Annotated in this window: 16 protein-coding genes; 4 read left to right on the forward strand and 12 right to left on the reverse strand. The window is 47.2% G+C overall.

What is annotated here, in order from left to right; translation table 11 throughout:
* Positions 1–29: 29 nt before the first annotated feature.
* From PPO43_RS09765 to PPO43_RS09775, 3 genes are all read right to left on the reverse strand, one after another.
* Positions 30–374, reverse strand: a complete 345-nt coding sequence (locus PPO43_RS09765; RefSeq protein WP_272617296.1) for a DNA-directed RNA polymerase subunit omega — start codon at positions 372–374, stop codon at positions 30–32.
* The gene (locus PPO43_RS09770; protein WP_272617298.1) at positions 367–1,179 is read right to left on the reverse strand and encodes an outer membrane protein assembly factor BamD; all 813 of its coding nucleotides are present in this window, start codon (positions 1,177–1,179) and stop codon (positions 367–369) included. The genes PPO43_RS09765 and PPO43_RS09770 overlap by 8 nt, the downstream gene beginning before the upstream one ends.
* 102 nt (positions 1,180–1,281) lie before the next feature.
* Entirely contained in the window at positions 1,282–1,602 is a 321-nt protein-coding gene (locus PPO43_RS09775; protein WP_272617300.1) for a hypothetical protein, read from the reverse strand.
* A gap of 339 nt (positions 1,603–1,941) precedes the next feature.
* Here PPO43_RS09775 and PPO43_RS09780 point away from each other — a divergent pair, with 339 nt between their 5' ends.
* Positions 1,942–3,309: a pyridoxal-phosphate dependent enzyme gene (locus PPO43_RS09780; protein WP_272617302.1), complete on the forward strand. Its 1,368-nt coding sequence runs from the start codon at positions 1,942–1,944 to the stop codon at positions 3,307–3,309.
* A 55-nt stretch (positions 3,310–3,364) separates the two neighbouring features.
* On the opposite strand, the gene PPO43_RS09785 is transcribed toward PPO43_RS09780, so the two are convergent.
* The 6 genes from PPO43_RS09785 to PPO43_RS09810 form a co-directional block, all read right to left on the reverse strand.
* A complete protein-coding gene (locus PPO43_RS09785; RefSeq protein WP_272617304.1) occupies positions 3,365–4,783 on the reverse strand; it encodes a sugar transferase in 1,419 nt (472 codons plus the stop codon).
* A gap of 36 nt (positions 4,784–4,819) precedes the next feature.
* A complete protein-coding gene (locus PPO43_RS09790; protein ID WP_272617306.1) occupies positions 4,820–5,701 on the reverse strand; it encodes a hypothetical protein in 882 nt (293 codons plus the stop codon).
* Between the two features lie 4 nt (positions 5,702–5,705).
* Positions 5,706–6,710 carry a Gfo/Idh/MocA family protein gene (locus PPO43_RS09795; protein WP_272617308.1) on the reverse strand — a complete coding sequence of 335 codons (1,005 nt, stop codon included), beginning with the start codon at positions 6,708–6,710 and terminating at the stop codon, positions 5,706–5,708.
* A gap of 626 nt (positions 6,711–7,336) precedes the next feature.
* On the reverse strand, positions 7,337–8,320 hold the full coding sequence (locus tag PPO43_RS09800; RefSeq protein ID WP_272617310.1) for a PorP/SprF family type IX secretion system membrane protein: 984 nt from the start codon (positions 8,318–8,320) through the stop codon (positions 7,337–7,339).
* A 50-nt stretch (positions 8,321–8,370) separates the two neighbouring features.
* Positions 8,371–13,053 carry a gliding motility-associated C-terminal domain-containing protein gene (locus PPO43_RS09805; protein WP_272617311.1) on the reverse strand — a complete coding sequence of 1,561 codons (4,683 nt, stop codon included), beginning with the start codon at positions 13,051–13,053 and terminating at the stop codon, positions 8,371–8,373.
* 1,658 nt (positions 13,054–14,711) lie between these two features.
* Positions 14,712–15,203, reverse strand: a complete 492-nt coding sequence (locus PPO43_RS09810; RefSeq protein WP_272617313.1) for a GAF domain-containing protein — start codon at positions 15,201–15,203, stop codon at positions 14,712–14,714.
* A gap of 56 nt (positions 15,204–15,259) precedes the next feature.
* On the opposite strand from PPO43_RS09810, the gene PPO43_RS09815 reads away from it, so the two are divergent.
* The gene (locus PPO43_RS09815) at positions 15,260–16,396 is read left to right on the forward strand and encodes a hypothetical protein (protein ID WP_272617315.1); all 1,137 of its coding nucleotides are present in this window, start codon (positions 15,260–15,262) and stop codon (positions 16,394–16,396) included.
* Positions 16,397–16,516: 120 nt separating this feature from the next.
* Positions 16,517–18,919: an endonuclease MutS2 gene (locus PPO43_RS09820; RefSeq protein WP_272617317.1), complete on the forward strand. Its 2,403-nt coding sequence runs from the start codon at positions 16,517–16,519 to the stop codon at positions 18,917–18,919.
* 313 nt (positions 18,920–19,232) lie between these two features.
* Here the strand turns inward: PPO43_RS09820 and PPO43_RS09825 are convergent, their stop codons facing one another.
* Positions 19,233–19,883 (reverse strand): SMI1/KNR4 family protein, encoded by a 651-nt coding sequence (locus PPO43_RS09825; RefSeq protein WP_272617319.1) that lies wholly within the window; start codon positions 19,881–19,883, stop codon positions 19,233–19,235.
* A gap of 241 nt (positions 19,884–20,124) precedes the next feature.
* Positions 20,125–20,919 (reverse strand): DUF4625 domain-containing protein, encoded by a 795-nt coding sequence (locus PPO43_RS09830; protein WP_272617321.1) that lies wholly within the window; start codon positions 20,917–20,919, stop codon positions 20,125–20,127.
* A 109-nt stretch (positions 20,920–21,028) separates the two neighbouring features.
* Between PPO43_RS09830 and PPO43_RS09835 the strand changes: the two genes are divergently transcribed.
* Positions 21,029–23,395, forward strand: coding sequence for a TonB-dependent receptor (locus tag PPO43_RS09835; RefSeq protein WP_272617323.1), 2,367 nt, complete (start codon positions 21,029–21,031; stop codon positions 23,393–23,395).
* 46 nt (positions 23,396–23,441) lie between these two features.
* Here PPO43_RS09835 and porN read toward each other — a convergent pair whose 3' ends face one another.
* The gene (gene porN / locus PPO43_RS09840; protein WP_272617325.1) at positions 23,442–24,260 is read right to left on the reverse strand and encodes a type IX secretion system ring protein PorN/GldN; all 819 of its coding nucleotides are present in this window, start codon (positions 24,258–24,260) and stop codon (positions 23,442–23,444) included.
* Between the last annotated feature and the right edge of the window lie 1,190 nt (positions 24,261–25,450).

The following is a 25,450-nucleotide window of genomic DNA, read 5'->3' on the forward strand; positions in this document are numbered from 1 at the left end:
TATCTTAGGGGCCAGAAATATCGCATAACTTATGCTTCTTCCTCTTCTTCTTCACGTAGGCGGTACTCCAATTCATCATTCATAAACTCATTAAGAGCAATGATTGCGGGATTGGGAAGACGCTCATAAAACTTAGAGATTTCGATCTGCTCTTTGTTTTCGTGCACCTCTTCTAGGGTGTCCGTAGCAGAGGCAAACTCCTCTAGTTTAGAGTGTAGTTCTCTTTTGAGTTCTACAGAAATTTGGCGCGAACGGCTACCAATTACATTGAGAGACTCATAAATGTTGCCGCCGCCTTTTGATGACATCAAAAAAACGTTACGGGCTTCGATGTAAGGATTGATTCCTTGTGCGCGCTCTTTAATTTCACTCATTTCGCAATCTTTTTATTCGCTGCTTACTAATGTTAATCATACTACTAACCTCTGAGGCATAGCGGCTATCGCCATGTTTGCGCTCAAAGATTTTTGCTTTTTCTATCACCTCTTCAAAGCGTTCCGCTTGTTTAGACAAGATACTTTTTTCGGCATAGCCAAAAGAAGACTTGATAATCATGTAGCGGATATAGGGGGCTTCTTGAGTATCTGGGAAATCTAGCAAAAGGTTGTCAAAACTATGGACGGCGGCTTGGTAATGGCTGCGCTTGTAGTAGCCTTTGGCGGCCTCTAGCGCTTTGGTTTCCAATTTGGCCCGTAATAAATCAATTTGTTCGTTACACAGACTCACTCTATCGCTGAGGGGGTACATGTTGACAAAAAATTGATAACCTTCAATAGCTTCTTCGGTATCTTCTTGAGTCAGTCGAAAATTTGGTGATAATTTTCGGCTAGATTCGGCGGCCAAAAAGAGGGCTTCCTCTGCAAATTCAGAGTTGGGGAAGGTGTTGTAGAACTGGCGAAAATAATAAGAAGAGAAGGTAAAGTTTCTCATTCTATGGTGTGTACTCGCATAGTAGTAATACACCTTTTCTGCTTTTCCACTTCCCCGAACAAGGCCCATGAGGTCCTCTAAGAGGTATTGTGCTTTTTGGTAATCTCCGGCTTCGTAAAAGGCTACGGCTTTCTCATAGCGATAGTCGAGGTCGGGGTTCATCCGAATTTTATCAATGTTTTCCCTTTGGCAGGCAAAACTGAGGAGGATGAAGAGGAGGCTATAAAGGCCTACTTTTAGTTTTAACATAACTGCAAATATAAGCTTTTTCTAAGATTATCAAGGCCCTAGGATTATTTATTTTGGCCAACTACAGCCTATAGAACGAGTCTAAAGGCTAAAAGGCAGGGTTTAGAGGCCCATTTCTAGGTTCATCTTGGCATTTTTGAGTTCGGATAGGCTGTGGGCGTCTCCAGTTTTTTGGGCTAGGGCGATGCCTTCTTCGTAGATATTCATGGCCAATTCCTCTTCTTCATTTTCGATAAGGAGGGCGGCATAGTGGTAATAAAGGCCCATATATTCGGGCGTATCTTTATGGATAGCGGCATATTGTTGCAGGGCCAATTCTTGTTCTGCTTGTTTCTCGTATTCTTTGGCGAGGGCAAAGCGGAGGAAAGCGTCTTGGGGTTTTTGGCCCAGGAGCTGTTGAAGTTGTTCTAGTCGTTTTGACATGGCAAATCCTAATTTTTGCGCAAAGATAGTTTTTTATCGGGCGAGGCCCAAAGCTTTTATAGTTGGGCCTTGGACTTTCTTCCTCTGGCTCAAGGCCCAAGGGGCCTTTTTGATTGGCCTAGCGATGTGGAGGGGGGCGGCGCAGCCGCAGACCGAGGCAGCTTGCTGCCGAAGGGCCGAGCGAATAGCGAGCCCCGCAACGTAGCGCCGAGGAGCGAAGCGAGGCGGAGGCCCCAAAACCAAAGAGAAAAGAATTCTAAGGCCTTAAAAGTCTGCATTCTGCATATAAAAGCCTAATTTTGCGCCCTTAAAGCGTTCATTTTAATCAAAAAAAAGGAAATGGCAAGCTACTATAATAACATTCTAGAAACCATTGGCAACACGCCATTGGTCAAGCTCAACAAAATTGTAAAAGAGATCCCTGCCACGATTTTGGCGAAGGTAGAAACCACCAATCCGGGTAATTCGGTCAAGGACCGCATGGCGTTAAAGATGGTGGAAGATGCGGAAAAGGCGGGTTTGCTTAAGCCTGGAGGGACCATTATTGAGTGTACTTCTGGAAATACGGGAATGGGGATTGCGATTGCGGCGGTGGTCAAGGGATACAAGTGTATTTTTACGACAACGGATAAGCAATCTAAGGAGAAAGTGGATATTTTGCGGGCTGTAGGGGCCGAGGTGATTGTTTGTCCGACCAATGTGGGGCCAGAAGATCCTCGTTCGTATTATTCTGTAGCCGAGCGATTGAGTAAAGAAATTCCCAATTCATTTTGGTGTAATCAATATGACAACCTCTCTAATCGTCTAGCGCATTATGAGAGCACGGGGCCTGAGATTTGGGAACAAACGGAGGGTAAAATTACGCACTTTGTGGTAGGCGTGGGTACTGGAGGAACGATTTCGGGAGTTGGCCGCTACCTCAAGGAGCAAAATCCCAATATTAAAATTTGGGGAATTGATCCTTATGGATCTGTTTTCAAGAAGTACCATGAAACAGGGGTATTTGATGAAAAAGAGATTTATCCTTATGTAACAGAGGGGATTGGAGAGGATATTTTGCCCAAGAATGTAGATTTTGAGATCATTGATCATTTTGAGAAAGTGACGGATAAAGATGCGGCTATTGGGACCAGAGAATTGGCTCGTCAAGAGGGAATCATGGTGGGGAACTCTGCGGGTTCGGCCATTATGGGCATCAAGCAATTGGCTAGTGAGCTAAAAGAAGATGATGTAGTCGTTGTGCTTTTCCATGATCATGGTAGTCGTTATGTAGGCAAAATGTTCAATGATGAGTGGATGCGTGAGCGTGGCTTTTTGGATGATGAGCTCAAGGTAAAAGACCTTATTGCGAAGAAAGACAATTCGGATTTCTTCACTCTAAAGAGTAGTCAGACAGTAAAAGAAGCTTTACAATTTATGAAAGCGCATGATCTTTCTCAGTTGCCATTGGTGGATACAGCAGGAGAAATTGTGGGAGCGATTACAGAAACCTTGGTGCTTAGCTGTTTGCTTGAAAACCCTATGAGCAATAGCGAGCGTCCTTTGAGTGAAATTATGGCGGAGCCTTTCCCTACGGTAGATTTAGAGCTATCGGTAAAGAAAGTAGGTGGTTATTTCAACCATAAAATTCCTGCGGTTATTGCTGTAGATAAGGCGGGAATTCCCCATATCATTACCAAATATGATATGATTCAGACTATTGGCTAATAGCAGTAGTTTGTTAAAATAAAAAAGAGGATGATCGTTTAGATCATCCTCTTTTTTATTTGCCTTCTCCTTTTACGATAACGAGAACGGTATGGAAGAGAATTTTGATATCGAGAGCTAGGGAGATATTTTCGATATAGAGAATATCGTATTTGAGGCGTTGAATCATTTCATCTACATTGGAGGCATAGCCATATTTAACTTGGCCCCAAGAGGTAATGCCTGGTCGTACTCTTTGGAGGTGGCGAACATGTGGTGCTTTTTTGGCAATTTGGTCAATATAAAATTGTCGTTCGGGCCGGGGGCCAACCAGCGACATATCTCCTTTAAGGACATTCCAAAATTGTGGCAATTCATCTAAGCGATATTTGCGCATGACTCGGCCCCAGGGGGTACAGCGGTCATCGGCATCTGTAGAAAGTTGTGGGCCATGCTGTTCAGCATCGGTATACATAGAGCGGAACTTATAGATAAAAAAGGGTTGTCCCGCTCGGCCTACTCGCTCTTGCAAATAAAAGATAGGGCCAGAAGAGGAAAGGCGAACTCGCAGGGCGATATAGGCATAGAGTGGAGCAAAAATGAGCAGAAAAAGGCTAGAAGAGAATATATCAATCGCTCTTTTGAGTACCGCAAACCAAAGGGGCATAAACTTAGGCGAAATCTCAATTAGGGCGGCATCATAAACATTGCTCATCTTCACCTTGCCCAAAAGAATTTCATACATCTCTGGACTTACCTTGATCAGCAGTGGTCGGCCCGCCAAGGCATTGAGTAAAAAGCTCAATTGTTGTTGTTCATCTGCTTCTAAGGCCAAAATAACCTCTTGGACCTCTTGTTCGTGTAATACTTGCTCTAGTTCTTCTACTTGGCCTAAATAGGGTAGCCCATAGTTTAGGGGCTGCTCATTTAATGCTAAAGCACCTACAAATTCATAATAGCCTGCTGTTTGGCCTTCTTCTATTTCGGCATAGAGCTGGGCTGCTCGTTCTCGGCTACCGATGAGTAGGGTTTTGAAACGAATATCGCCTCTTTGGACTCGCGAATGGGCTCTGCCCAAAAGAAACATACGGGCCAAGAAGGTCAAGATAAATTGAAAGCCGAATAGCGCTCCAAAAGAAGCATAATAGGCCCGATAGCCTTCGCTATAATTAGGTAGGTCATTGAGTAAAATACTAAAAAAGAGAATGAGGCTGCCCAAGAAAACGCTAGCTAACGTACGGAGAAACTCTGTAGTTCTCGACATTCGGTAGATGTTGCGATAACTATCTGTTAGCGCATATAATAAGATCCAAGCAGGAGGTAGTGCTAGAAACCCAAAAATAAAATTGGGATCTTTCCATAGCCAGTCCCAATGAAAGGGCGCAATTTGTTCTAGGGCTATTTTTCGGAAGACAAAAAATAGGCACCAAGCAAAAGTAGCTGTTAAGTAATCGAGTAAAATATAGAGCCAGAGCCCTAAGGCTTGCTTTTTCATTGCGCCAAACTTATGAGAAGGAGGAGGGGGCCTGCCTTAATAATGTAGAATCTTGATATTATCTAGGTAAACTTTGGGATGTGTATTCTCTTCAAAATCACTAACTGCAGAACGTAAAATGAGGGTGTAACGAGCTGCATTTAAAGTGAAAATATCTTCGGTAAGATCAAAGTAGATTTTTTTCCAACCATCAGATGGATTTACTCCGCCTTTGATGAAGATTTCATCAGGTAAGCCATTATCATAATGAGCAATGAGGCCCACTGAAATGACCTCATCTGTTTTGTAGTGCATTTCCAAAAAAACAGGGGTGGCCGTATTGGGAAGTTGCAAATCAGAAATGCGGAAGGAGCTGCCTACATAGCATTCCCAATTAGCTGTGTCTAAGATCATTTGGCCAGAATAGTCCCCCTCAAAAACATCCTCGTTTTGTTTGTCAAGGTAGCTGTCAGGATAATCATCACGGTCTTCACCAAAGGCAACTCCAGCATTTTCAAAATCTTCTACAATGAAAAATTCTACCTCATCATTGTATTGAAAATTGGGGTAAACTGTATCTATTCGCCCTGCTTCTAGTTCCATATTGACCACATAAGGATCAAAGAAGGGGTAAATAATGCGATTCGTCGATATCCCATCGCTGGGTACACCTGCATAAATACTCACATTGTAGTTAGGCCCCTCACCAAGAATGGCGGGTAGGGTGGTGGGGAGGTTGGTAGCTCCTAACATTTGCCCATCTACCGCAATCCAAGCATCTTCAAATTGATGCTGGCTGCTGCCCTCTACATAGGGATCGCCTGGCGTATGTTGTATAGAGGGTACAGAAACATAGGCGGGAATAGCCACTTGACGATCTTTACTACAAGCACTAAAAAGGAGAAGGCCAAAAAGGAATAGACTCAGTTTTTTCATCATTTTTCTAAAATTGTTCTTGTATAGCTTGGCGATGTGCCGAGATAGCCGCTAAGATTTGATAGGCTAGCTCTAATGCTTTAACGCCATCTTCTAAGCTAACCGTTGGCTCTGTATCCTCCAAAATGCTTTTGGCGAAGAGCTCCAACTCTGTTTTGATGGCATTGACAGCCTGCGTTTCGGGCTGATCCACTAACAAATAACGCTCTCCCTGCGGAGTTTCTAGGGCCATGAGGCGATCTGCTTCACTTACACCCTCTGGGCTATCATATAGGCGGATGAGCTCGCTCTTTTTCTCCAAAAAGTCCATACTGATGTAGGCATCCGATTGGAAAAGGCGAAACTTACGCATACTTTTCATAGAGATGCGACTAGCCGTGATATTGGCTACTGCACGGTTCTCAAATTCTATCCGAGCATTGGCAATGTCTTCAGCTGGGCTAACAATGGCTACGCCACTAGCCTGTACCGAACGCACTGGCGAGTTGACCAACTTGAGCAAAATGTCTAGATCATGAATCATGAGGTCCAAAACAACAGAAACATCATTGCCTCTAGGATTGAAGGGAGCCAAACGATGCGCCTCGATAAACATAGGCGAAATATCCTGATCTGCCATGGCCAAAAAGGCGGGATTAAAACGCTCTACAAAACCTACTTGCCCCTTGATGCCGGCTTCCTGTGCTAGGGCCAAAAGGGCTTTGCCCTCTTCTAATGTTTGTGTGATGGGCTTTTCTACAAAGATGTGTTTGCCCGCCGCAATAGCTTTTTTAGCCATTTCAAAATGGCTGCTGGTGGGCGTTACGATATCTACCACATCTACGGCCGCAATCAATTCCTCTACATCCGTATAGGCGTTTAGGCCCAATTCTTCAGCAATGCTGGCTGCCCGCTCGGCTTGCGGCTCATAAAAACCCACTAGCTCATAAACATCAGGCAATAGTTGCAAACATTTGAGGTGTATTTTTCCAAGATGGCCCGCACCCAAGAGGCCAATTTTTAGCTTCTGCATCCTTTTAGTATTTATAGTTTGGCCCAAAGATACTAAAACGCAGCGCTCTTATTGCTAAACTTATTCAGCTCCTTTTTTAGAATTTCTTGGGGCTGCCCCTCGCTTCGCTCGGGTCGGGCTGTGTCGTGGCTCGCTGCTCGCTCGGCCCTGCAGTTTTTTCGCTACGCTCAAAAACTTGGGTCTGCGGCTGCGCCGCCCCACTATCCATCCCTCAGCCTGCGGCCCTTCGGGCCTGTAGGACCGTATAAATGGTATTCGTCGCTGCGCTCCTCATTCGCTAATATGTCCCCGCCCACCCTCCCCTCTACGGGATTCCTTAGGGAATCCCTTCGGGGAGTTTGGGCCATTTGTTTGGTCCATTTACAGCAGACAGGCGGCTTTGCCGCCGCAGGCCTAGCGATGTGCAGCAGGGCGGCGCAGCCGCAGACCAAGGCCGTCAGGCCGCAGGGCCGAGCGACCCGACCAACGGGAGCCGACGCAGCGAAGCAAGTAATAGCGAGCTGCGACAACCAGCCTCGAAGAGGCGCCAGTTCGATGACCGAAGGGAATAAACGTAGCGCCGACGACCGAAGGGAGGCGGAGGCCCCAAAAAAAAAGGCCCCTGCAAGCAGCGACCTTTTAAGCAATTAAAGCGTTCCTTTTCGTTCTCCAGAAGAGGAGGGCAAAGAGGGAATATCTGGACCAGCTTGGCCCGCAACCCCATAAAGGGTTTGGCCGGCAAAGTCATAGCCAAAATTGACCTCCGTAGCGCCTACACTATAATTTTGGAAATTATTGGTGGCCACATCAAAAGAGAGCAAAAGTGGCATCTGCTTGTCAAAAACAAAGCGAGCTTGGAAAGACAAAAAGCCTGGCGATCGGTAAAAAACGCCAAAGCCCAATTGGTCGCCCAAGAAAGTGGCCTTAATTCCGCCATCAATCTGTGGGCGGGGCCCTTGGGTATAGCGGACCATAATAGAGGGCTCTAGGCTCATTTCTTTGTCATCAAAGAAAAACTTGTAGCCAGCCGTTACAAAATAGTGGCGATAATTATAGCCAATAGGATCGCGGCCCGTGGCATTGCTGCCTGCAAAATCCAACTTAGATTGGATGAGGTTGGGGGCCGAGGCCCCAATAAAAAAGTTGCGGGCATAGAAGTAGAGGCCAAACTCGGCATCTCCAGTAGTTACGGCCTCGCTACCGCTATTGATCGCATTGTCATTATCATCGACAAAAGTAATCTCGCTCGTATTGATGCGTTGGCGGACAATTCGACCAGCTAGGCCCATCGATAGGCGCATATCATCGCCCACAGGCAAATGAAAAGCATAAGAACCCTTCATCCCAAAGCGGCGAGAGGGGCCCGTCACATCAGAAAAAATTAAGCCGCCCACCCCATGCGATTGGCCAATAAGTCCCTGATAATTGACCCCAAAAGTTTGGGGCGCTCCTGGAAAAGCCACCCATTGCCAACGATGGAAGACCTGTATAGAGTGAATCCCTCTAGAGCCTGCCACAGCAGGGTTAATCAGGTAGCTATTGTTATTGTATTGCGCAAAAAGAGGCTCTTGCTGGGCCTGCGCCTGCCAGCCCAAAAGCAGCAGCGATAGCGTAAAGAAAAAATGTTTCATAAGCTATGATTTTAGTAGCGGGCGCCCCGAAGGGCGCCACACTTAAACTATTAACGGATAATGGTCACCGTACCTTTAAAGAGGACAGGATTGGCTTGAGAGGGATATTTTACCTGTAGTACATAATAGTAGGTAGCATCAGGTAAATTGGAACCCGTACGGAAGTCCGTACCATCCCAGCTATTGTCATAAGCCTCTTTGCGGTAGACCAATTGGCCCCAACGGTTGTAAACCTCCAAATCGCCTTCTAGCAATTCCAAACAAGGAATTTCCCAAAGGTCATTGACGCCATCATTGTTGGGCGTGAAACCAGAATGCTGGGCCACACAAGCGCCAACATTAACCGTCACGCTATCGTAGTCTACACAATCATTAGCATCACGAACCTCTAGACTATAAGTAGTGGTCTCAATCGGGAAGCCAATTGTTGTGGCTTGAGTGGGATTATTGAGGCCCGTCATGGGCGTCCAAAGGTAAGAAGTAATGTTTCCTTGGCTGCCTGTACCATCTAGGGTAACAGCTTCCCCCACCAAGATTTCAAAACCAGCATCACTAGTAGCAACCGCATCTACAGCTTGGAAAATAGCGGCAATGCTATCGGCAGAACAACCCAAAGCATCTGTAATGACCACTTTCCAGTCGTCGCCAGAAGCCAAGTTGAGGCCTAGGCTAGCAAAACCACCACTATAAAGAGCTTGCTGGCTAGTCGTTTGGCCATTGATGGTAATCGTTGCGGTATATAGGTTGTTGGGACCAGCCGCTGCGGGCAAACCGCCAGTCAGTTCTAAGAACAAAATGGCATTGCCTTGCCCATCACAGTCATAACTGACCGAATCAGATCCGCCATTGATTAGGATGGGTGTATAGCTAGCATTGCTACAGATGTTACCGCAGTTGGTCGCATTCCAAGCAAAGGTATCCGTCAAGCTTTCTTGACAATCTTCAATGTCTTCCACAAAGACCTGCCAGATGTCGCCATCAGCTACGGTAAAGCTATAAGTTACCGAACCGCCAATGTTGCCCGCTACTGGGGTATTCAAGACATTATCTCCAGTGCTTACTCCTGTAATGGTCAAGCTATAATCAGAGCCATCAAAGAAAGGCGTACCTCCTGTAATATCAATAGTGACCTCTGCGGTACCATCTAGATTACAATTGTAGCTAGAAGGCGTAATGGCCAAAGGCACCGAATCACAGCTAATAGGACAGTTCGTACTATTAAAGATATAGGTACTGCTGAGGGTATCCGTACAGCCATTATCGTCAATGACCGTAACGGTCCAGTTGTCACCATCATTAACCAAGAAGGACAAGTAGCTGCTGCCACCAATAGTCCCTGCAATCTGAGCGTTACTGTAGGTTTGTCCAAATACAGTAGAACCAGAAACACTTACCGTATAATTAGAACCAAAGATAGAAGGGGCTCCACCACCCAAGCTAACCTCTACTAAAGCACTGCCTGTAGGGAAGCAGCTGTAGCCAGAACTAGCTACTACTGGATTCGCTACACAGAAATCAGGACAGTTGGTTTGGTCATAAGTAAAGAGATGACTTGTAGTATCGCTACAAGCACCGCTATCACTTACGATTAAGCTCCAAACATCGCCATCAGCTACATCAAAGCTAAATGAAATGGCGCTAGAGTTGCCTGAACCAGCCACGGTATAACTACCGTTTTGTCCAGCCACAGAAGATCCACTAAGTACAATCGTGTAGTTAGAACCATTCTGAGCGGGATAACCTCCATTGATGAGGACGGTTGCTGTAGCCGCATTACCTCCAGCCTGACATTGATAGATGGTGCTATCAATTGGGCTAGGCATGAAGCGGATGGGATCGCTCAAACAAGGGTCATTACAAGGACTCGCATTGACGCTAGATTGGGCTGTACAGTTGACCCCATCATTGATATAAATATCATAAACATCGGCTCCCAAAATAGGAAAGCTAACCGTTTGGTTGGCTAAGGCTTGTCCCTGAATCGTATCGCCAAAGCTATTGACCAATAGATAATCATAACTGCTACCATTATAGGCAGGCAAACCACCTGAAAGCGTCAGGCTAATTGTACAGTTGTTGGGATCATAACCCGTAACAATATTCAAGGGTTGTAGGAAGACCACAGGGGCCCCATTTTCCATACTCGCACTAGAACAGGTCAAATCTCCCCAGCTAACGGTCTCATCTGCTACCGCAGATACATAGTAAACTTGGTTGAAGAGCGGATTGCCCATGCTGCCCGAGTTGTTGGTATTATTGACAAAATAAGCCGAGCTATCTCGGGTAGAGTCAATATACATAAAGCCAATATTGGCAATAGTATCGGGAATAGGGAAGCTGTTATGCAACATAAAGCCTACTTCCAAACAGCCAGGCACTACAGAAGTAGTTTGGCCCAAAGGATCTAGCATAACAGAAGGGAAAATGCTGTCTCCATAGCAAATATAAGCGGTGTCCATGCTGTTGTAGGCAATAGTATCGCCTTGCTCGGTCTCATACTGAGAGTCGCCAGCATAGACCTCAATTTCCTCAATGTATTCAATGATGTATTGTCCCTGATCACCAGGAGAACCACCGTCTAACTGAAGGGCGTAAACGGTACCAGGCACCAAACAACAAAGGCTAATCGTACTTCCGTTAAAATCCGTGTTGCCAGAAGCAATGGGCGTTAGTGCGCCACCATTGGCGGCCCCTGTAGTCGTGTAGGTAGCAGGCTGCAAACCGCCATAACAATCCGTGCCATTGAGCAAAGGATAGATGGCATAGTTCAAACGGTTGAGGTTGGTATAGGCTCTCAAGCGAATCTCTACTACTCCAGAAGGAGGAACGGTAAAGTAGTGCCATACCGTCTGATCTGCGCGATTAGCAGGGTTCGGGTCAGATACAGGCTCTCCAGCTAGGCGCTCAATACAAGCGCGTTGGTTGCTTCCCGCTACTGCTTGGAAGGGGAGAGGAGGCTGACCAATTAACTGCACCGGAATCTCATAGAAGGGATCAGGTAGCGTAAGGCAAAGAATATCATTGGGTGGAGGGTTCTCCAAAGGCTCCGTTACCGAAGGATCATAGGCCCAAACTCCAATAAACTGGTCATTGAAGGGGTTGAGTCCACTAACAGGATCCGCCATAGCATAGTACTCATAACCTGGCTCCATACACTCTCTGTAGACAATGGCGCTTTCTTGAGCATTTCCCAAAACACCATTTCGGCCCCCATCTGCTGCATCGAGGTTGGTTAAGTTGGCACAAGAGAAATCGCCAGGAGTACCCGGCGCAAAGCGAGGATCTGGTCCAAAAAAGGCCAAGTTCTCACTAAATACAGAACCTGTATAATCTGTTTCTACATAAGCACGGCCACTATTGGGCGCAGTAAAATGCATCCAAACCGATTCATTGACCGTGCTGTTATTGGTCGCATTATGATCGTAATCATAAGCATGGTAGTTCTCTGGATTGGAGTTGGTATGGGCCGAGCCCGTTTCTCCATAATCATTCCCCCCATCAAAAGCACAGTCAAAGTCTAGGGTAATGCTAGCCGCTGAACCCGCTCCAGAGGAAACAGCAGCTGTACCCAAGGTAATTTGAGGTGCAGTACAGGGAATGTCTTCTGGATTGGGCGGAGAGGATCCTCCCAAATCGTTAATCCGAACCTGTACCCAACCTCTTTCTCCTGCATCATCAGAAGTGAGCTGTACATAATAGACCTCCCCAGGATGCAGCTTTTGGTAACTCACGCCCCCTACAGGGTCACAAGCATCAAATTCAATTTCTGCCTCAGGATCTAACCCCAAACCATCTGTTCCATCCGAAAATTCTAAATGCGAAAGGTATTCAAATTTGTCTTTTACTTGGGCGCCTGTGTTGAGGTTATTCCCTACCGTACAACCATAGCCATCTGCAGCATGATAAAACTGCATATAGGTCCCGATTTCCGTTCCGCTAAGGTCCGTAGTAATTTCTACTTCCCCAGAAGCTGGAGCCGTAAAAGCAAACCAAACAGAACCATTGTCCGTCACATCACTAGCATTGGGCTCATTGGGCTCTAAAGTAACTGTGGGACACCAACCATAGGTATAGGTTTGGTTCAAATTGAGCATGGGCGCCGCACAAATAGCATCAGGCAAATAAGTAACGGGCAAGGCAAAGTGCTCTACCTCCAAAACTAAGGTATAACTTTGGTTCCCACAGCCATCTGTAGCCGTTGCCGTAAAGCTTTGCGTATTTACTCCCCCTACAGCAGGCACGGCAATTCCCCCAACTTGATTCCCCGTTTGTAGGTCCTCATCAAAGGTGGTTCCCGTCAAACTGTAGTTAAAGCCCAAAATGTCATTCTCATAGGCCCGCCAATCAATATTGATGAGGCTAGGCACATCGGCAGGACAGATATACTCCTGATTGAAGAAAATACCATCATTGGGTCTCAAATCGCCACTAGGTGCATTAACGGTCCAAGGACCATTGTCCCCATTCCGAAATCCATAGTTAAAGTCGCCCAACACCCCAATAGCCGCGGGGTTGTTGTTCACTAGGCCAATGGTGTTATCCGTGGCCAAAAATTCAAAGACAAAATCACTGTCTCCATTCAAAAAGCCGTCACAATCTACATTGTTGGCCACAGACATACTCACTACTCTTACCTCAATTCGGCCTTGCGACCAAGCCAAAAATGGCAGGCAGAGAAAGAGGACTACAGCTAGCCAGCTTTTCCGCTTAGGTATAGTGTAAAATAATCTCATAAAAAGATATTATTTGTTAATAAATGACTTTAAGGCAGCAAAAAGCAAGCAGTGGGTTAGGCTGCTTGCTTTTTGTTTTGCAGGATGCGGACATCCAAAGTCTATTTGACTGAGCTAAGTTAAGAAAAAATTAAACTTTAGACAGAAAATAGTTCGTCTTTCCCCCGCTCTAATCCCTTATTCTACTAGGATTCTTCAAGGCTGCCGAATTCTAAATAGCAAGAGGATCTCAAAGGAGTGGGCAAAGGATGTTTTTTAGTCTTTTTTTTGGGGCCCGCGGCCAGCTAGCCTTTGGCTAGCTTGGCCGCCGCTATGCTGCGGGGCTCACAGGTCTGTTCGGCCCTTCAGCCGCCTGCGGCGGCTTCGGTCTGGCCTTCGGCCACCCCTCCGCAGCGCTGGGCCAATTCTGTGGGTTGACACCCACAGTAAATGCGGTATTGCTTCGCAATCTTTTATAGAATGAGGGGAAAACCCCTTCATTAAGCTAACCCTTTTGGCCTTTTATCTATCTCGTCTTAGTTAATTGCCCCTTTTCTAGTTATGGGCTGAAGGGTTTAGCCTTCGGCCCATTTTATTAGGGCTTGCATGGCCGCCCTTTTTGCTGTGGGTTTCAACCCACAGGTCGATAGGATATAAATTTTACCCCTAGGGCCAAGGCCCTAGGCTATAGAATCTGTCATCCCCTCCTGCGAGGGGATTTGTCTTTACCCCTGAGCTTTAACAGTTAAGCAAACAAGATCTTCAATAAACTGCTTTCTCTTGCTCTTCAAACATAAGATTTAGGACCTAAGGAGCCAATACAGAAAATGCCGTCTGGGCCTAGTTGATCAATAGTGCTAAACAAAAAGCCCCCTCGAAGGAGGGGGCGACTATGACTATTAGCCTAGGGGCTTGCCCCTAGGGTAAAATGACAAGGGCTTAAATACAACCGCATCCAATATTTCGCTGCTAAGCCAAGCTAGCTAATTTGTAATAGGGGCGGTCCAGAAAAAAAATATAGGGCCTTAGACAGCTCCCCCTAGCTAAATGTAACGATACGGATGCCTCTGGCTTGGGGCCGGAGCTAAATGTAAGGATACAGATGCCTCTGGCTTGGGGCCGGAGCTAAATGTAACGATGCAGACGCCTCTGGCCTGGGGCCGGAGCTAAATGTAACGATACAGACGCCTCTGGCCTGGGGCCAGAGCTAAATGTATTGATGCAGATGCCTCTGGCTTGGGGCCGGAGCTAAATGTAAGGATGCAGATGGCTGTGGCGCAACGCCACAGTTAAATGTAAAGATGCAGATGGCTGTGGCGCAACGCCACAGTTAAATGTAAGGATGCAGATGGCTGTGGCGCAACGCCACAGTTAAATGTAAAGATGCAGACGGCTGTGGCGCAACGCCACAGTTAAATGTAAAGATGCAGACGGCTGTGGCGCAACGCCACAGTTAAATGTAAAGATGCAGATGGCTGTGGCTTGCTGGAATTTAGTAGCTCCATATATCCATCCTACAGGCCCGAAGGGCCGCAGGCTGAGGGATGGGCAGCAGTGGCGCGCAGCGCCAGACCAAGGCGGCTTTGCCGCCGCAGGGCCGAGCGAATAGCGAGCTGCGAGACAGCCCGACCCGAGCCGCAGGCGAGGGGCAGCCCCAAAAACAGCAGCAGAACAGAACCCTAGCTTAAAAACTGTTTTTCTAAGCTAGTTTGAGCAAACTGCTCGGCTAATAACTGTTCGAGAAACTGCTGGTCCAACTCGTCAAAGGCGGCCTTTTCGGTACTATCCACATCAAAAACGGCGATCAATTGGCCCTGCGGGTCAAAAACGGGCAGAACAATCTCTGAATTGGTTCGGCTATCGCAGGCAAGGTGTTCGGGATCGGCATGTACATCCTGAATCAGTTGCGTTTGGGCCAAGCGAGCCGCCCGTCCACAAATGCCGCGATCTAAACCAATATGTAAACAGCCCAAGGTGCCTTGATAAGGGCCAACAATAAGGGCGCCCTCATGCATACAGTAAAAGCCCACCCAAAAATAGTAGGGTAAATGCGTCTTGAGGATACAGTTTATCGTACTCATTTTAAGGACCATTTGGCTTTCCCCCTCTAAAACCGCTTTAATTTCGCTTAGGGCAGCGCTGTAGGCCTGCTCTTTTTCTGTTTTATTCATTAAATTTGTAGACTCCATTTTATCCTTATGATTTAGAACTAATAAAAAAACAACTTATGAAAGTACAGCATTACTTAATACTCCTATTCCTTTTGTTGGGGGGCCAAACTTGGGCCCAATCCGATTTGCTCATTCAGAGCGCCGACAATTATGAATTTTATGTGGGCATAGATGGCCGCAAGCAGTCAGAACAAGCCTCGGCCAGTGTTCGTTTGCGCAACTTTGTAGAAGGCAATTACTTTCTACGTATCGAATTTACAGATAAAAAGTTGGGCCTATTAAAACAAAATGTAGTTTTGGACAAAGGCTTCTGTTCGGTCTATAAGATCGTCAAAATCAATGATCGAATGGTTTTGAAATCAGAAGATCGTCTACCGATTAGTGCAGGGGGAGCCGCTGCTTTAGATTTGGCCTATAGTAAAGAAGGAGTTGGTCCAGCTACGGCCAGCAAAGCCCCTCAGGGCAACAAAGGCGAGGGCAAGCGATTTGGAGGCTATGAGGTAAATAACAACTCTACAGAGATTGATGAATCGCAATATCCCAAAACCATTACGACTATCCGCTATAAATTAGAGGACAAAGATGAGGGGGGACAAGAAGTGGTAGAGCTCAAAGAAATTGAGATCCAAACCATAGTAGAGCGTGGAGGCCAAAAGATGCTTCGTCGCAGCAAAGAGAAACGAGAAAAAGTGACTGCCTTTACGAGCTTGCCCATGCAACCCGCCCTTTATGATAGCCTCTTTTCTATTTGTTTTGATGCAGAGAACAGCTATGAACAGGCCCTAAGTTTGTTTCAGGGCGCTTGTTTGACGCCCAACCAAAGTAGCCGGTTGTTGGCTATGCTCAGCAATGATGAAGCGGCCAAATTGCCTCAACAAGCCCAGTTGCGTTGCGCCTATCCGCCCAACTGCAAGTTTGAGCTGGCTAGCCTAGCTAGCGAAACGGATATCGTTCAGGTAGAACAAGAAGTTGTGGAGGAAGCCAAAGAAGAGGTAGCCGTAGAAATAGAAGAAAAACCCAAGACTGCCGCCGAGCTCAAAGCAGAACTCAAAGCGGCCAAGAAAGCAGAGAAAGCCCGTAAAAAGGCCGAGAAAAAAGCAGCCAAAGAAAAACGCAAAGCAGAGAAGGCAGCCGCCAAGGCCGCAGCCAAAGAAGCCAAGCGCAAGGCCAAAGAAGCGAAAAAGAATAAATAGACTTGAACTATTTGCGCCTTTCTGCTCTTTGATTAGCAGCCAAATTAAAGAATTAGACTACAGAGAACTGCCCAATTGGGCAGTTCTTGTTTGTAGAACAGCAGTTATTCAACCTTTGTCATGAACTTAGCACCGAAAGACCTTTATCAGAAACTAGAATTTGATAAGGTCGTAGAACGACTACAAGCCTACTGCCTCGGAGAGCTGGGGCAGGCCTATTTTGCCGAACTTAGCCTGAGCCAAAACCCTCAAGAGATAGAGCGATCTTTGCAAGAATCTTTTGAGTTTTTGCAAAGCTATGAACACAATCACAATATTCCCCTGCGGGTCTATCACAGCATAGAAGCCGACTTGAAAATGCTCCGAATTGAGGGCTATGTGCTTTCGGTAGAGAGCCTTCGGAATATTGCCAGCATTTTGCTTTGTACAGAAGCCCTTTTCCGCTTCTTTGATCCCAAAACAGAGCGCCGAGAACTCTATCCACATCTCTTTGATATTTTACGTCCCCTACAGTTTGAGCCCGAATTGCTCAAGTCAATTAACCAAGTGGTTGATGAAGAAGGGAATATCCGCCCAGATGCCTCACCCGAATTGCAGCGCATTGCTCGGATGCAGGGCTCTAAGCGGCAAGAAATGGACAAAAGATTTCGACAGACAGCAGGTTTTTACCAAAGTAAAAATTGGTTGGCCGACTCTGTAGAAACGGTCCGTAATGGCCGCCGAGTACTAGCCGTACAAGCCGAATACAAGCGACAGTTAAGAGGGATTTTACATGATGAGTCGGCTTCTGGCCGCACGGTCTACATTGAGCCCGATGAGGTGATTGATTTGAACAATGACCTCTTTGATCTGGAACAAGAATACAAAAGAGAGATTTTCCGCATTCTAAGAGACTTGAGCGCCTTGCTCCGTCCCTATGTAGATGATCTCCGAGATTTTCAGGACCTGATGCTTCGCTTTGATGTGATCCAAGCCAAAACACAATTGGCCTACAAACTCAATGCAACTAAGCCTTTGCTGCGCCCCACTCCCTTTTATAAGATTGAAAAGGCCTATCATCCGCTTTTGCTGCTGAAGAATAAGGAACAGGGCGAGCCCGTGGTCCCTTTCAGTCTAAGCTTTGAGAAAGATGAGCGCATTTTATTGCTCAGTGGACCAAATGCTGGGGGAAAATCAATTACGCTCAAGGCCCTTGGCCTTTTGCAGATGATGTTGCAGGCCGGTCTTCTTCTCCCTATCGCCGAGGGCAGCGAAATGGGCGTCTTTGAGCAAATCTTTGCCGATATCGGAGACCAGCAGTCTTTGGAAGATGAGCTGAGTACCTATAGCTCTAGATTGGAAAATGCCCGCTACTTTATTAAACATGCCAATGCTAATACTCTGGTCTTGATTGATGAGTTTGGTTCTGGTACCGACCCCCAAATGGGAGGCGCCATCGCCGAGGCCATTTTGCGAGAACTCAATAAGGCAAAGGTCTATGGCTTGATTACTACGCACTACGCCAATCTCAAAAGTTTCGCTTTTAACCAAAGGGGCCTAGTCAATGGCCATATGGTGTTTGATATGAATAGCCTGGCCCCCACCTACCAAATGCGAATGGGCCAACCCGGTAGCTCTTACGCCTTCGAAATTGCCGAAAAAACGGGCTTGCCCTTCAAAGTGGTAGAATACGCCAAGCGAAAAGTGGGTAAAAAGGTGCATAACTATGAGCAAATGCTCGCTGACTTGCAAAGAGAGCGACAAGAACTCAAGAAAAAGGAAGTAGAGGTGGCAGAGCAGCAGCGACAGCTGGACCAGCTCATTAAGAATTATAATTATGCGCAAAAGGAGCTGGAATTTGGGCGCAAAAAACTCAAGTTGCAGGTCCGTGAACAAGAAATGTTGGCCCTACAACAAGATCGCCAAGATCTTAAGGATGCCCTCAAGGAACTACGAGAGGCCGAAAACAAAGCCAATGCCCGCGCTAAAGCGGAGGCCCTCTTGGCCCAAAACCGAGAGCAACAAGCCGAGCTAACCGAAAAAGTCGATGATATTAAAGAGAATATTTATCAGGCTTATCATCAGCAGGTGAAGGGCGAAATTGTGGTGGGTTCTCAGGTCCGTTTGCGAGCGGGTGGCATGCTGGGCGTGGTCCGAGAAATCAAAAAGAAGGAGGCGCTGGTAGAGCTAGAACACATTAGTTTGAGCGTGAAACTGCGCGACCTCATCTTGGTAGAAGGCGCCTTTGAAAAGCAGCAGGCGAGCACGGTACAAACCAAATTGCACAGCCAACCCCAAGTCTTTGATGCTAAAATTGACATTCGGGGAATGCGTTACGAGGATGCCATCGAACGCCTACAAGTTTTTCTGGACAAAGCCCTGATGTCAAACGCCTATGAAGTGGAGATTATTCACGGAAAAGGCTCTGGCGTTTTGCGGCGGGCCGTACAGAAAAAACTACGGGAGTATCCCAATGTAAAGGACAGCTTTTTTGCAGCCCCTCAACAAGGGGGGGACGGCAAAACCATTGTTCAGTTTGAGTAAAAACAGAAACAGTCTACATGCAGTTGTAGGCTGTTTTTTTTGGGGCCTCCGCAGCGAAGCTGCGGCGCTACGTTTATTCCCTTCGGTCATCGAACTGCGGCCTAAAGGCCTTGTTGTCGCAGCTCGCTGCTGTTTTGGGGCCTCCCGCCTTTGGCGGGCGCTACGTTTCGCAGCTCGCTGATCGCTCGGCCCTGCGGCGGCAAAGCCGCCTGGGTCTGGCGCTTCGCGCCACTGCTGCCCATCGCTAGGCCATTTGGGCCAAAGAAAAGGGCGGCTAGCACAGCTAGCCGCCCTCCACAGGAAGAGTTTGGACCTATTCTTTGACCACTTCAAAGCCTTCTAGGTCATCATTTTCGCTATCGTGCCAGAAGCTATGCTGGCTATCGTCGCTTACCCCATTGAGGCGTTGTTTTTGGATAATTCCGCCCATTCTTTCCGAGTAGCGGTAGTGGCCTTCTTCTAAGTGGCGCACATATCGGCTGATCCAGGCCTCAAAAGAGGGGGCCAGCAGAATGCGTTCGGCAGAATCGCGGGGCATATAGATAATTTGGCCCAAATTGCCTTGGCGACTAGGGGCAAAATCCATAAAAATAAAGCTACCTGCTTTATCGGTAGTGAGTGGAAGCCAGTAGGGGTTCCACCACTCCATCCGAATGCCATCTTGAGGCTCAGATTCTAGATCATCAAATGCACCTTCATCAAATTGATGGCGGAGTTGGGCCCAGATGCTGAGCATTTGCTCTAGCGGAAGAAGAATATGTGTATCAATTAGGCCCTCTTCAGATTCTGAGTATTGGCCATCATGGATGCGATAAAATTCCTTAAAGGCTTGGGGCAGTTCAGAGCGGATGGCCCTTTCGACGGGCTCAAAATGTTCTTCTTCTGCTCCTCCATTCAAATCATCAAGCAGTAGGTTAGCATAACGGTCGATCCATGCTTCGAAGCGTTCCCAAATTTCTTTCATAACTAAAGTTGCAGTAAATATTTAAGCAGTAGGCTAAAGGGGCCGGAGCAGTTGGCCAAGCGTTTCCTAGGCCGATGAGCGGCCTAGTGATGTGCAAGGGGGCGGCAAAGCCGCAGACCAAAGCCGCCGAAGGCGGCGCAGGGCCGAGCAGAACTGCGAGCCCTGAAACGTAACGGCCGCCGCAGGCGGCAGGCCCCTAAAAAATAGAGCACAAAGTTAAAGATTTATTCAGGGAATCCCACTAATTCAGCTGAATATCCACTGAGCTGCTCTCTGTGGTATTGCCCACGGCATCAATAATGCGCAAAAAGTAGCGGTAGTTACCCGTAGAGAGGGTGTTGGGGATGGGATAGGACCAGTTAAAGGTATAGGTAGTTCCCGTGTTGAGCGGGATTTCCACTTCTTGGGCCAATTGGATATTTCCAGAAGGCGATTCGTAGCGAAGTTCGAGTTTTCCGCCATCTAGGTCCATATTGTCTAAAGCCTGGCCCTCAAAAAAGATTTGGCTGCCACGGTTGGCCGTTGTACTGCCTTGGGGGCTATTGAGGCGGATTTCGGGGGCAATGCTATCTTGGCTAGAAATCAGTTTGATGCTATAAGCTGTGCTGCCTCCTGTTTCGTTGCCTGCTGCATCGAGTAGGCGGAGCTGAAAATGGTAATTGCCGGCCCAGGCATCTGCTGGGGGAACATAAAAGAGTTCTAAATCTTGGTTGCTGCCGCTTAGATCGATTAGCTCAAGGACCGACCAACTTTCTAGGTAGGGGCTACGGTGGCCATGGCAATCAAAATTGGCGTGAATGTCTACTTTGAGTTGAGAGAGCTCTTCATTATCAATGAGCCCCAAATTCATTTTTAGGGTATCATCTGTACGAAGATGAATGACATTATCGGGTTCTAGTTGGCCGCAAATCGTGTCGGAAAGGAGCTGGGGGGTAAAGCTATAAATATTGAGAATAGGGGCCCGAAGATCACTTTGGGCAGTTTGGCAGGCCTGCAAAAGGAAGAGGCTGAGGAAGAAAAGGAAAAAGCGTTTCATGTTTTAACAAACTTTAAGCGAGATAAGGGGTTAAAGTTAGCGCTTTGCTGCAACAATGTTGCAGTAGAGCTGTACTTTTGTGGGAGCTTAACAAGATGAAGCCTTAATTATGCGCAATTTATACTTTTTACTTTGTTTTTGGCCTGTTTTCGTTTGGGGTCAAAATTATCAGATTCATGGCGAGGTTTACGATTATGAGAGCCATGAGTTGGTTATAGGGCTACCCGTTCTCCTTTTGCCAGATAGTATGGCCCAATTGACTAATTTTGAGGGACATTTTCATTTTGAGTTAGCAGCTGATTTGGGGGATAGTATTGATCTGCAGGCTTTTGGACAGGAGGGGAGTTTTGTGCAGCGCACTATCGTTTTGGGGGTAGAAAAAGACATTCATATTCATTTATATTTAGCTGCAGATGCGAATTGTTTGCGCTGTCAAGAGGTGGATGTCGTTTTGGTACAGGAGCAAGATTTGGGGCCTAAGCCGCAGCCCTCTCAAGAGTTGTTGAATGCGGATGATATCCGAGAGAATTTAGCGGGCAACTTAGCCAATACCTTAGCCGAAATTCCAGGGGTTTCGGCTCTTTCGGTAGGGGTGGGGATGGCCAAGCCGATTATTCGGGGACAGATGGGCAATCGGGTACAATTGCTAGAGGGCAATCTGGCCCAAGAAGGGCAACAGTGGGGCAACGATCACGGCTTAGCCATTGATGCTTTGAGTGTTGATCGCATAGAGTTGAGTAAGGGCGCAAGTAGTTTGCGCTATGGCTCTGATGCTTTGGGCGGAAGTATTCGCTTGCTGCCAACTAAGGTCGCTCCACACAATAGTTGGCAGGGACAAGTCTTGCTTTTAGGCAAAAGCAATAATGAGCATTGGGGGCTAAACCTGCAATTGGGCCGCAACTGGCACAACTACTTTTGGCAACTGCAATATAGTGAACAGCGCTATGGCGACTATCGAGTGCCCGCCGATGAATTTGTCTATCAAGGCTTTGTTTTGCCTTTGTATGAACAACGCTTGAAGAATACGGCAGGGCAGGAGCGTTCGGGCAAGTTGATCTTGGGCAAACTCTGGAAAAAAGGGAGTTTGCGTTGGACCAACAGCCTATATCAGATGAAGGGCGGTTTATTTTCTGGGGCGATGGGGATTCCCAGAGCCTATGAGTTACAGCCCGATGGCAACTGGCGAGATATTGATTTTCCCTCCCAATCTATTCGACACCTCAAGTCTTTTCTCAATTTTAATTATCAGCTGACGGAGCGGGATGCCTTGTATATTGATTTAGGTTGGCAGCAGAATTTGCGTCAAGAGTTTGCTTTTCCACATTTGCACAACCGCCCAGCCGATGCTAATGACCGCTTGGCCTTAGCGCTCAATTTGGCTACTTTTTCGGGCCGTGTAGAGCTGCGGCAAGACTACAAAGCTTGGGCACTAGCTTATGGTATTTCGGGCCAGCAACAAAGGAATGAAAGAGGTGGCTTCGACTTTTTGATTCCCGCTTTTGTGCAGAGCAAGCTAGGCGCTTTTGCCTTGGGCCATTGGGTAAATAAAGAGGAGCGTTTGGGCCTTGATTTTGGCTTGCGTCTAGATTATCAACAAATGCAGTCTACTGCTTTTGCGCAATACTTTGATGTCGATGGGCAAAATATTAGCTTGGGGGCTGGGGCCTTGGAACGACAGTTTTGGGGGAGCTCGGCCAGTGTTGGACTTTGGAGAAAACTGAATGCTTGGTCTAATTTACAAGCACAACTCAGCAAAAGTTTTCGCCCCCCGCATCCCGTAGAGTTATTGAGTGATGGGGTGCACCACGGTAGTTTTCGCCACGAAAAGGGCGACAGTAGCTTAGGCCCCGAATCTGGCTATCAATTAGATGCGAGCTGGAGCTGGCGCAAGGGCAATTTTGGCCTTTTGGCCGAGGCCTATGCGCATTATTTTGATGGCTATTTGTACTTATCGCCCGCCCCTCGCTTTTCGCCCTTACCCGATGCGGGCCAATTGTATGAATATGAGCAGCAGGATGCTTTGTTTTCGGGCCTAGAACTGCGCTATGATTATCGCTATAAAGGCGTTAAGTGGAAGCAGTCTTTGGAGTATTTATATAGCTATGGGCTAGAAACGGCTTTGCCCCTGCCTTTTTCTCCGCCCTTTTCTGTTCGCTCTCAATTGGCTTGGGGCAAAGATTGGAGGCCCAAAAAGGGGCTGAAGCATTTGGAACTGGCCTTGGGACATCGTTATTGGGCCGCTCAAAATCAAGTGGCTCGAAATGAGAAGCGCACGCCTGCAGCTTCTCTTTGGGATCTGCGTCTAGATTTGGATTTTGTTTGGGGCAAGCAGCCTTTGTCTGTCCGATTATTGGCCCAAAACCTATTCAATACGCCTTATTTGGCCCATTTGAGCCGCTATCGACAGCTAGAGTTGCCCGAACAGGGCCGCAACCTACAACTGCAAATTTCGCTTCCGATTATTGTCCGAGATTAAAGGGAAAGGCCCCAAATGCACTAGCGTTTGGGGCCTTTGTTTGGACCTAATTCCCATAAAAGTCATGTTCATAATTAGCCATTTTACCCTTGATTTTTTCGGCCTGTAGCAGGCGGTCTGTACCGCTATAAATATCTTGTAGGCGGAGGTCGCGCAGATTACTTTCTTTAGTGATGTAGCTAGAAAATTGGCGGGCTTCAAAAACATCGGCCCAAGACAATTGCCCAGCATCCTGAAAGCGGTTGGGGGCCGCTGTTTGGCCCAAAACGGGGCGCAATTCGTCAAAATGAAACCAAAACATAGGACTGGCCATCAAAAAGTTGCCATTGTCGTCATAGATATTGCGGATGGGGGCAATGCCTAGAATCTGCGTTTTGAGTTGCCCATCTTTTTTGTCTACATAAGCCACTTCTTTAAGACGGAAACGAGTCACATCTTTGGGATTGATACGAGTTTTGACCACCTCCCAATTATCGCCCATACAGCCCCCGTCTAGGTCCATCACAAAAAAAGTATCAATTTTATAGACATAGCTCATGGCCTCTGAATAATCCATGCGAACAGAAAAATCTTCATTGTAAGCACTCAATTTTTGGTCTTCTAGGGCCTGAATGAGCAGATCAATCAGGGGGCGGTTTTCATTGGCAAAATGCTGGTTTTGCAGCTCGCCCAACTCAATTTCTCTCCAGATGCGCTTTTCCCAAAGTACATCTCTTTCTTGCAGCTCTGGCCGATGGATCACTGGCCGTTCTCCCCAAGTTTTCTGATAAATGCCATCTCGAGGCAGGCTGGCTTCTTGGGCAAAATTGTTTTGGACCAAAACAAAGATAAGGGCAAGGCTAAGATAAAGGTGGATCGTATTCATAAGGCTAATTTTTTAAGATGGTAGAAGCACCGCTTGGCTGCTTTTGTCTCTTTATGCCCCCTCTTTTTAAAGGTTAGCCTTTGGGGCAAATTATTTTTATTGTTTATTTGGGGCTGCCCCTTCCGCCGGGTTGAAACCCAGCGCAAAGCGGTATCGCTTTGCGAAGCTATACAAAATGAGGGTTGAAACCCTCATGAATTATCGGTCGGGTCGGGCTGTTTACTTCGTCGAACTGGCGCCCCTGCGGGGCTGGTTGTCGCAGCTCGCTGATCGCTCGGCCCTTCGGCGCTTTCAGCGCCTCGGTCTGGCGCCTGCGGCGGCCCTGCTGTCCATCCCTCAGCCTGCGGGCCTTCGGCCCTCTAGGGTGGATATGTGGACCTGTGAGTTTTAAGCCGCAGTCAGATGAGGAGCTCATAAGCCCATCCTTTATTGTTTTAGGGCTTGCAGCTTAAAGGCCAGAGGCATCTGCATTGATACATTTAGCTCCGGGGATTCCCCAGAGGCGTCTGCATCGTTACATTTAGCTCCGGGGATTCCCCAGAGGCATCTGTATCGTTACATTTAGCTCCGGGGATTCCCCAGAGGCGTCTGCATCGTTACATTTAGCTAGGGGGAATCCCCCAAGGCATCTGCATCGATACATTTAGCTAGGGGGAATCCCCCAAGGCATCTGCATCGATACATTTAGCTAGGGGGAATCCCCCAAGGCATCTGCATTGATACATTTAGCTAGGGGGAATCCCCCAAGACATCTGCATTGATACATTTAGCTAGGGGGAGCTGTATAAGGCCCTATCTTTTTTTTATGGACTTGACCTACTACAAGTTAGCTAGCTTGGCTTAGAATTGAAATTTTGGATGCGTTCGTATTTTTTGTCTAAGATGCTGCAGCCTAAAGGCCGCAGCCAATCTTGTTGGGCCATCATTTTTCTCGCCGCAGGAGCTTAAAAGCCCCTGCTTCCATGATAGAAAACAGGGGCTTAAGTTTTTCAGGTCTTGTGGCTTTTAAGCTGCAAGCCATGAGACAATAAAAAGCTAGCTAATTGGGGTCTAATCTGGCTACGGGTTTTAACCCGCAGGTTTATATATCCATCCTACAGGCCCTAGGGGGGGGAATTTATATCCTTTTTGCTGTGGGTTGAAACCCACAGCAAAAAGGAAGGCCATACAAAACCTAATAAAGAGGGCCG

This window comes from Saprospira sp. CCB-QB6 (assembly GCF_028464065.1).
In the GTDB taxonomy this organism is placed as follows: Bacteria; Bacteroidota; Bacteroidia; order Chitinophagales; family Saprospiraceae; genus Saprospira.

What these genes read in the sequence shown, in the direction of transcription:
- PPO43_RS09765 (WP_272617296.1), bottom strand. Translation starts at nt 374, where the DNA reads ATGAGTGAAATTAAAGAGCGCGCACAAGGAATCAATCCTTACATCGAA.
- PPO43_RS09770 (WP_272617298.1), bottom strand. Translation starts at nt 1,179, where the DNA reads ATGTTAAAACTAAAAGTAGGCCTTTATAGCCTCCTCTTCATCCTCCTC.
- PPO43_RS09775 (WP_272617300.1), bottom strand. Translation starts at nt 1,602, where the DNA reads ATGTCAAAACGACTAGAACAACTTCAACAGCTCCTGGGCCAAAAACCC.
- PPO43_RS09780 (WP_272617302.1), top strand. Translation starts at nt 1,942, where the DNA reads ATGGCAAGCTACTATAATAACATTCTAGAAACCATTGGCAACACGCCA.
- PPO43_RS09785 (WP_272617304.1), bottom strand. Translation starts at nt 4,783, where the DNA reads ATGAAAAAGCAAGCCTTAGGGCTCTGGCTCTATATTTTACTCGATTAC.
- PPO43_RS09790 (WP_272617306.1), bottom strand. Translation starts at nt 5,701, where the DNA reads ATGATGAAAAAACTGAGTCTATTCCTTTTTGGCCTTCTCCTTTTTAGT.
- PPO43_RS09795 (WP_272617308.1), bottom strand. Translation starts at nt 6,710, where the DNA reads ATGCAGAAGCTAAAAATTGGCCTCTTGGGTGCGGGCCATCTTGGAAAA.
- PPO43_RS09800 (WP_272617310.1), bottom strand. Translation starts at nt 8,320, where the DNA reads ATGAAACATTTTTTCTTTACGCTATCGCTGCTGCTTTTGGGCTGGCAG.
- PPO43_RS09805 (WP_272617311.1), bottom strand. Translation starts at nt 13,053, where the DNA reads ATGAGATTATTTTACACTATACCTAAGCGGAAAAGCTGGCTAGCTGTA.
- PPO43_RS09810 (WP_272617313.1), bottom strand. Translation starts at nt 15,203, where the DNA reads ATGAATAAAACAGAAAAAGAGCAGGCCTACAGCGCTGCCCTAAGCGAA.
- PPO43_RS09815 (WP_272617315.1), top strand. Translation starts at nt 15,260, where the DNA reads ATGAAAGTACAGCATTACTTAATACTCCTATTCCTTTTGTTGGGGGGC.
- PPO43_RS09820 (WP_272617317.1), top strand. Translation starts at nt 16,517, where the DNA reads ATGAACTTAGCACCGAAAGACCTTTATCAGAAACTAGAATTTGATAAG.
- PPO43_RS09825 (WP_272617319.1), bottom strand. Translation starts at nt 19,883, where the DNA reads ATGAAAGAAATTTGGGAACGCTTCGAAGCATGGATCGACCGTTATGCT.
- PPO43_RS09830 (WP_272617321.1), bottom strand. Translation starts at nt 20,919, where the DNA reads ATGAAACGCTTTTTCCTTTTCTTCCTCAGCCTCTTCCTTTTGCAGGCC.
- PPO43_RS09835 (WP_272617323.1), top strand. Translation starts at nt 21,029, where the DNA reads ATGCGCAATTTATACTTTTTACTTTGTTTTTGGCCTGTTTTCGTTTGG.
- porN (WP_272617325.1), bottom strand. Translation starts at nt 24,260, where the DNA reads ATGAATACGATCCACCTTTATCTTAGCCTTGCCCTTATCTTTGTTTTG.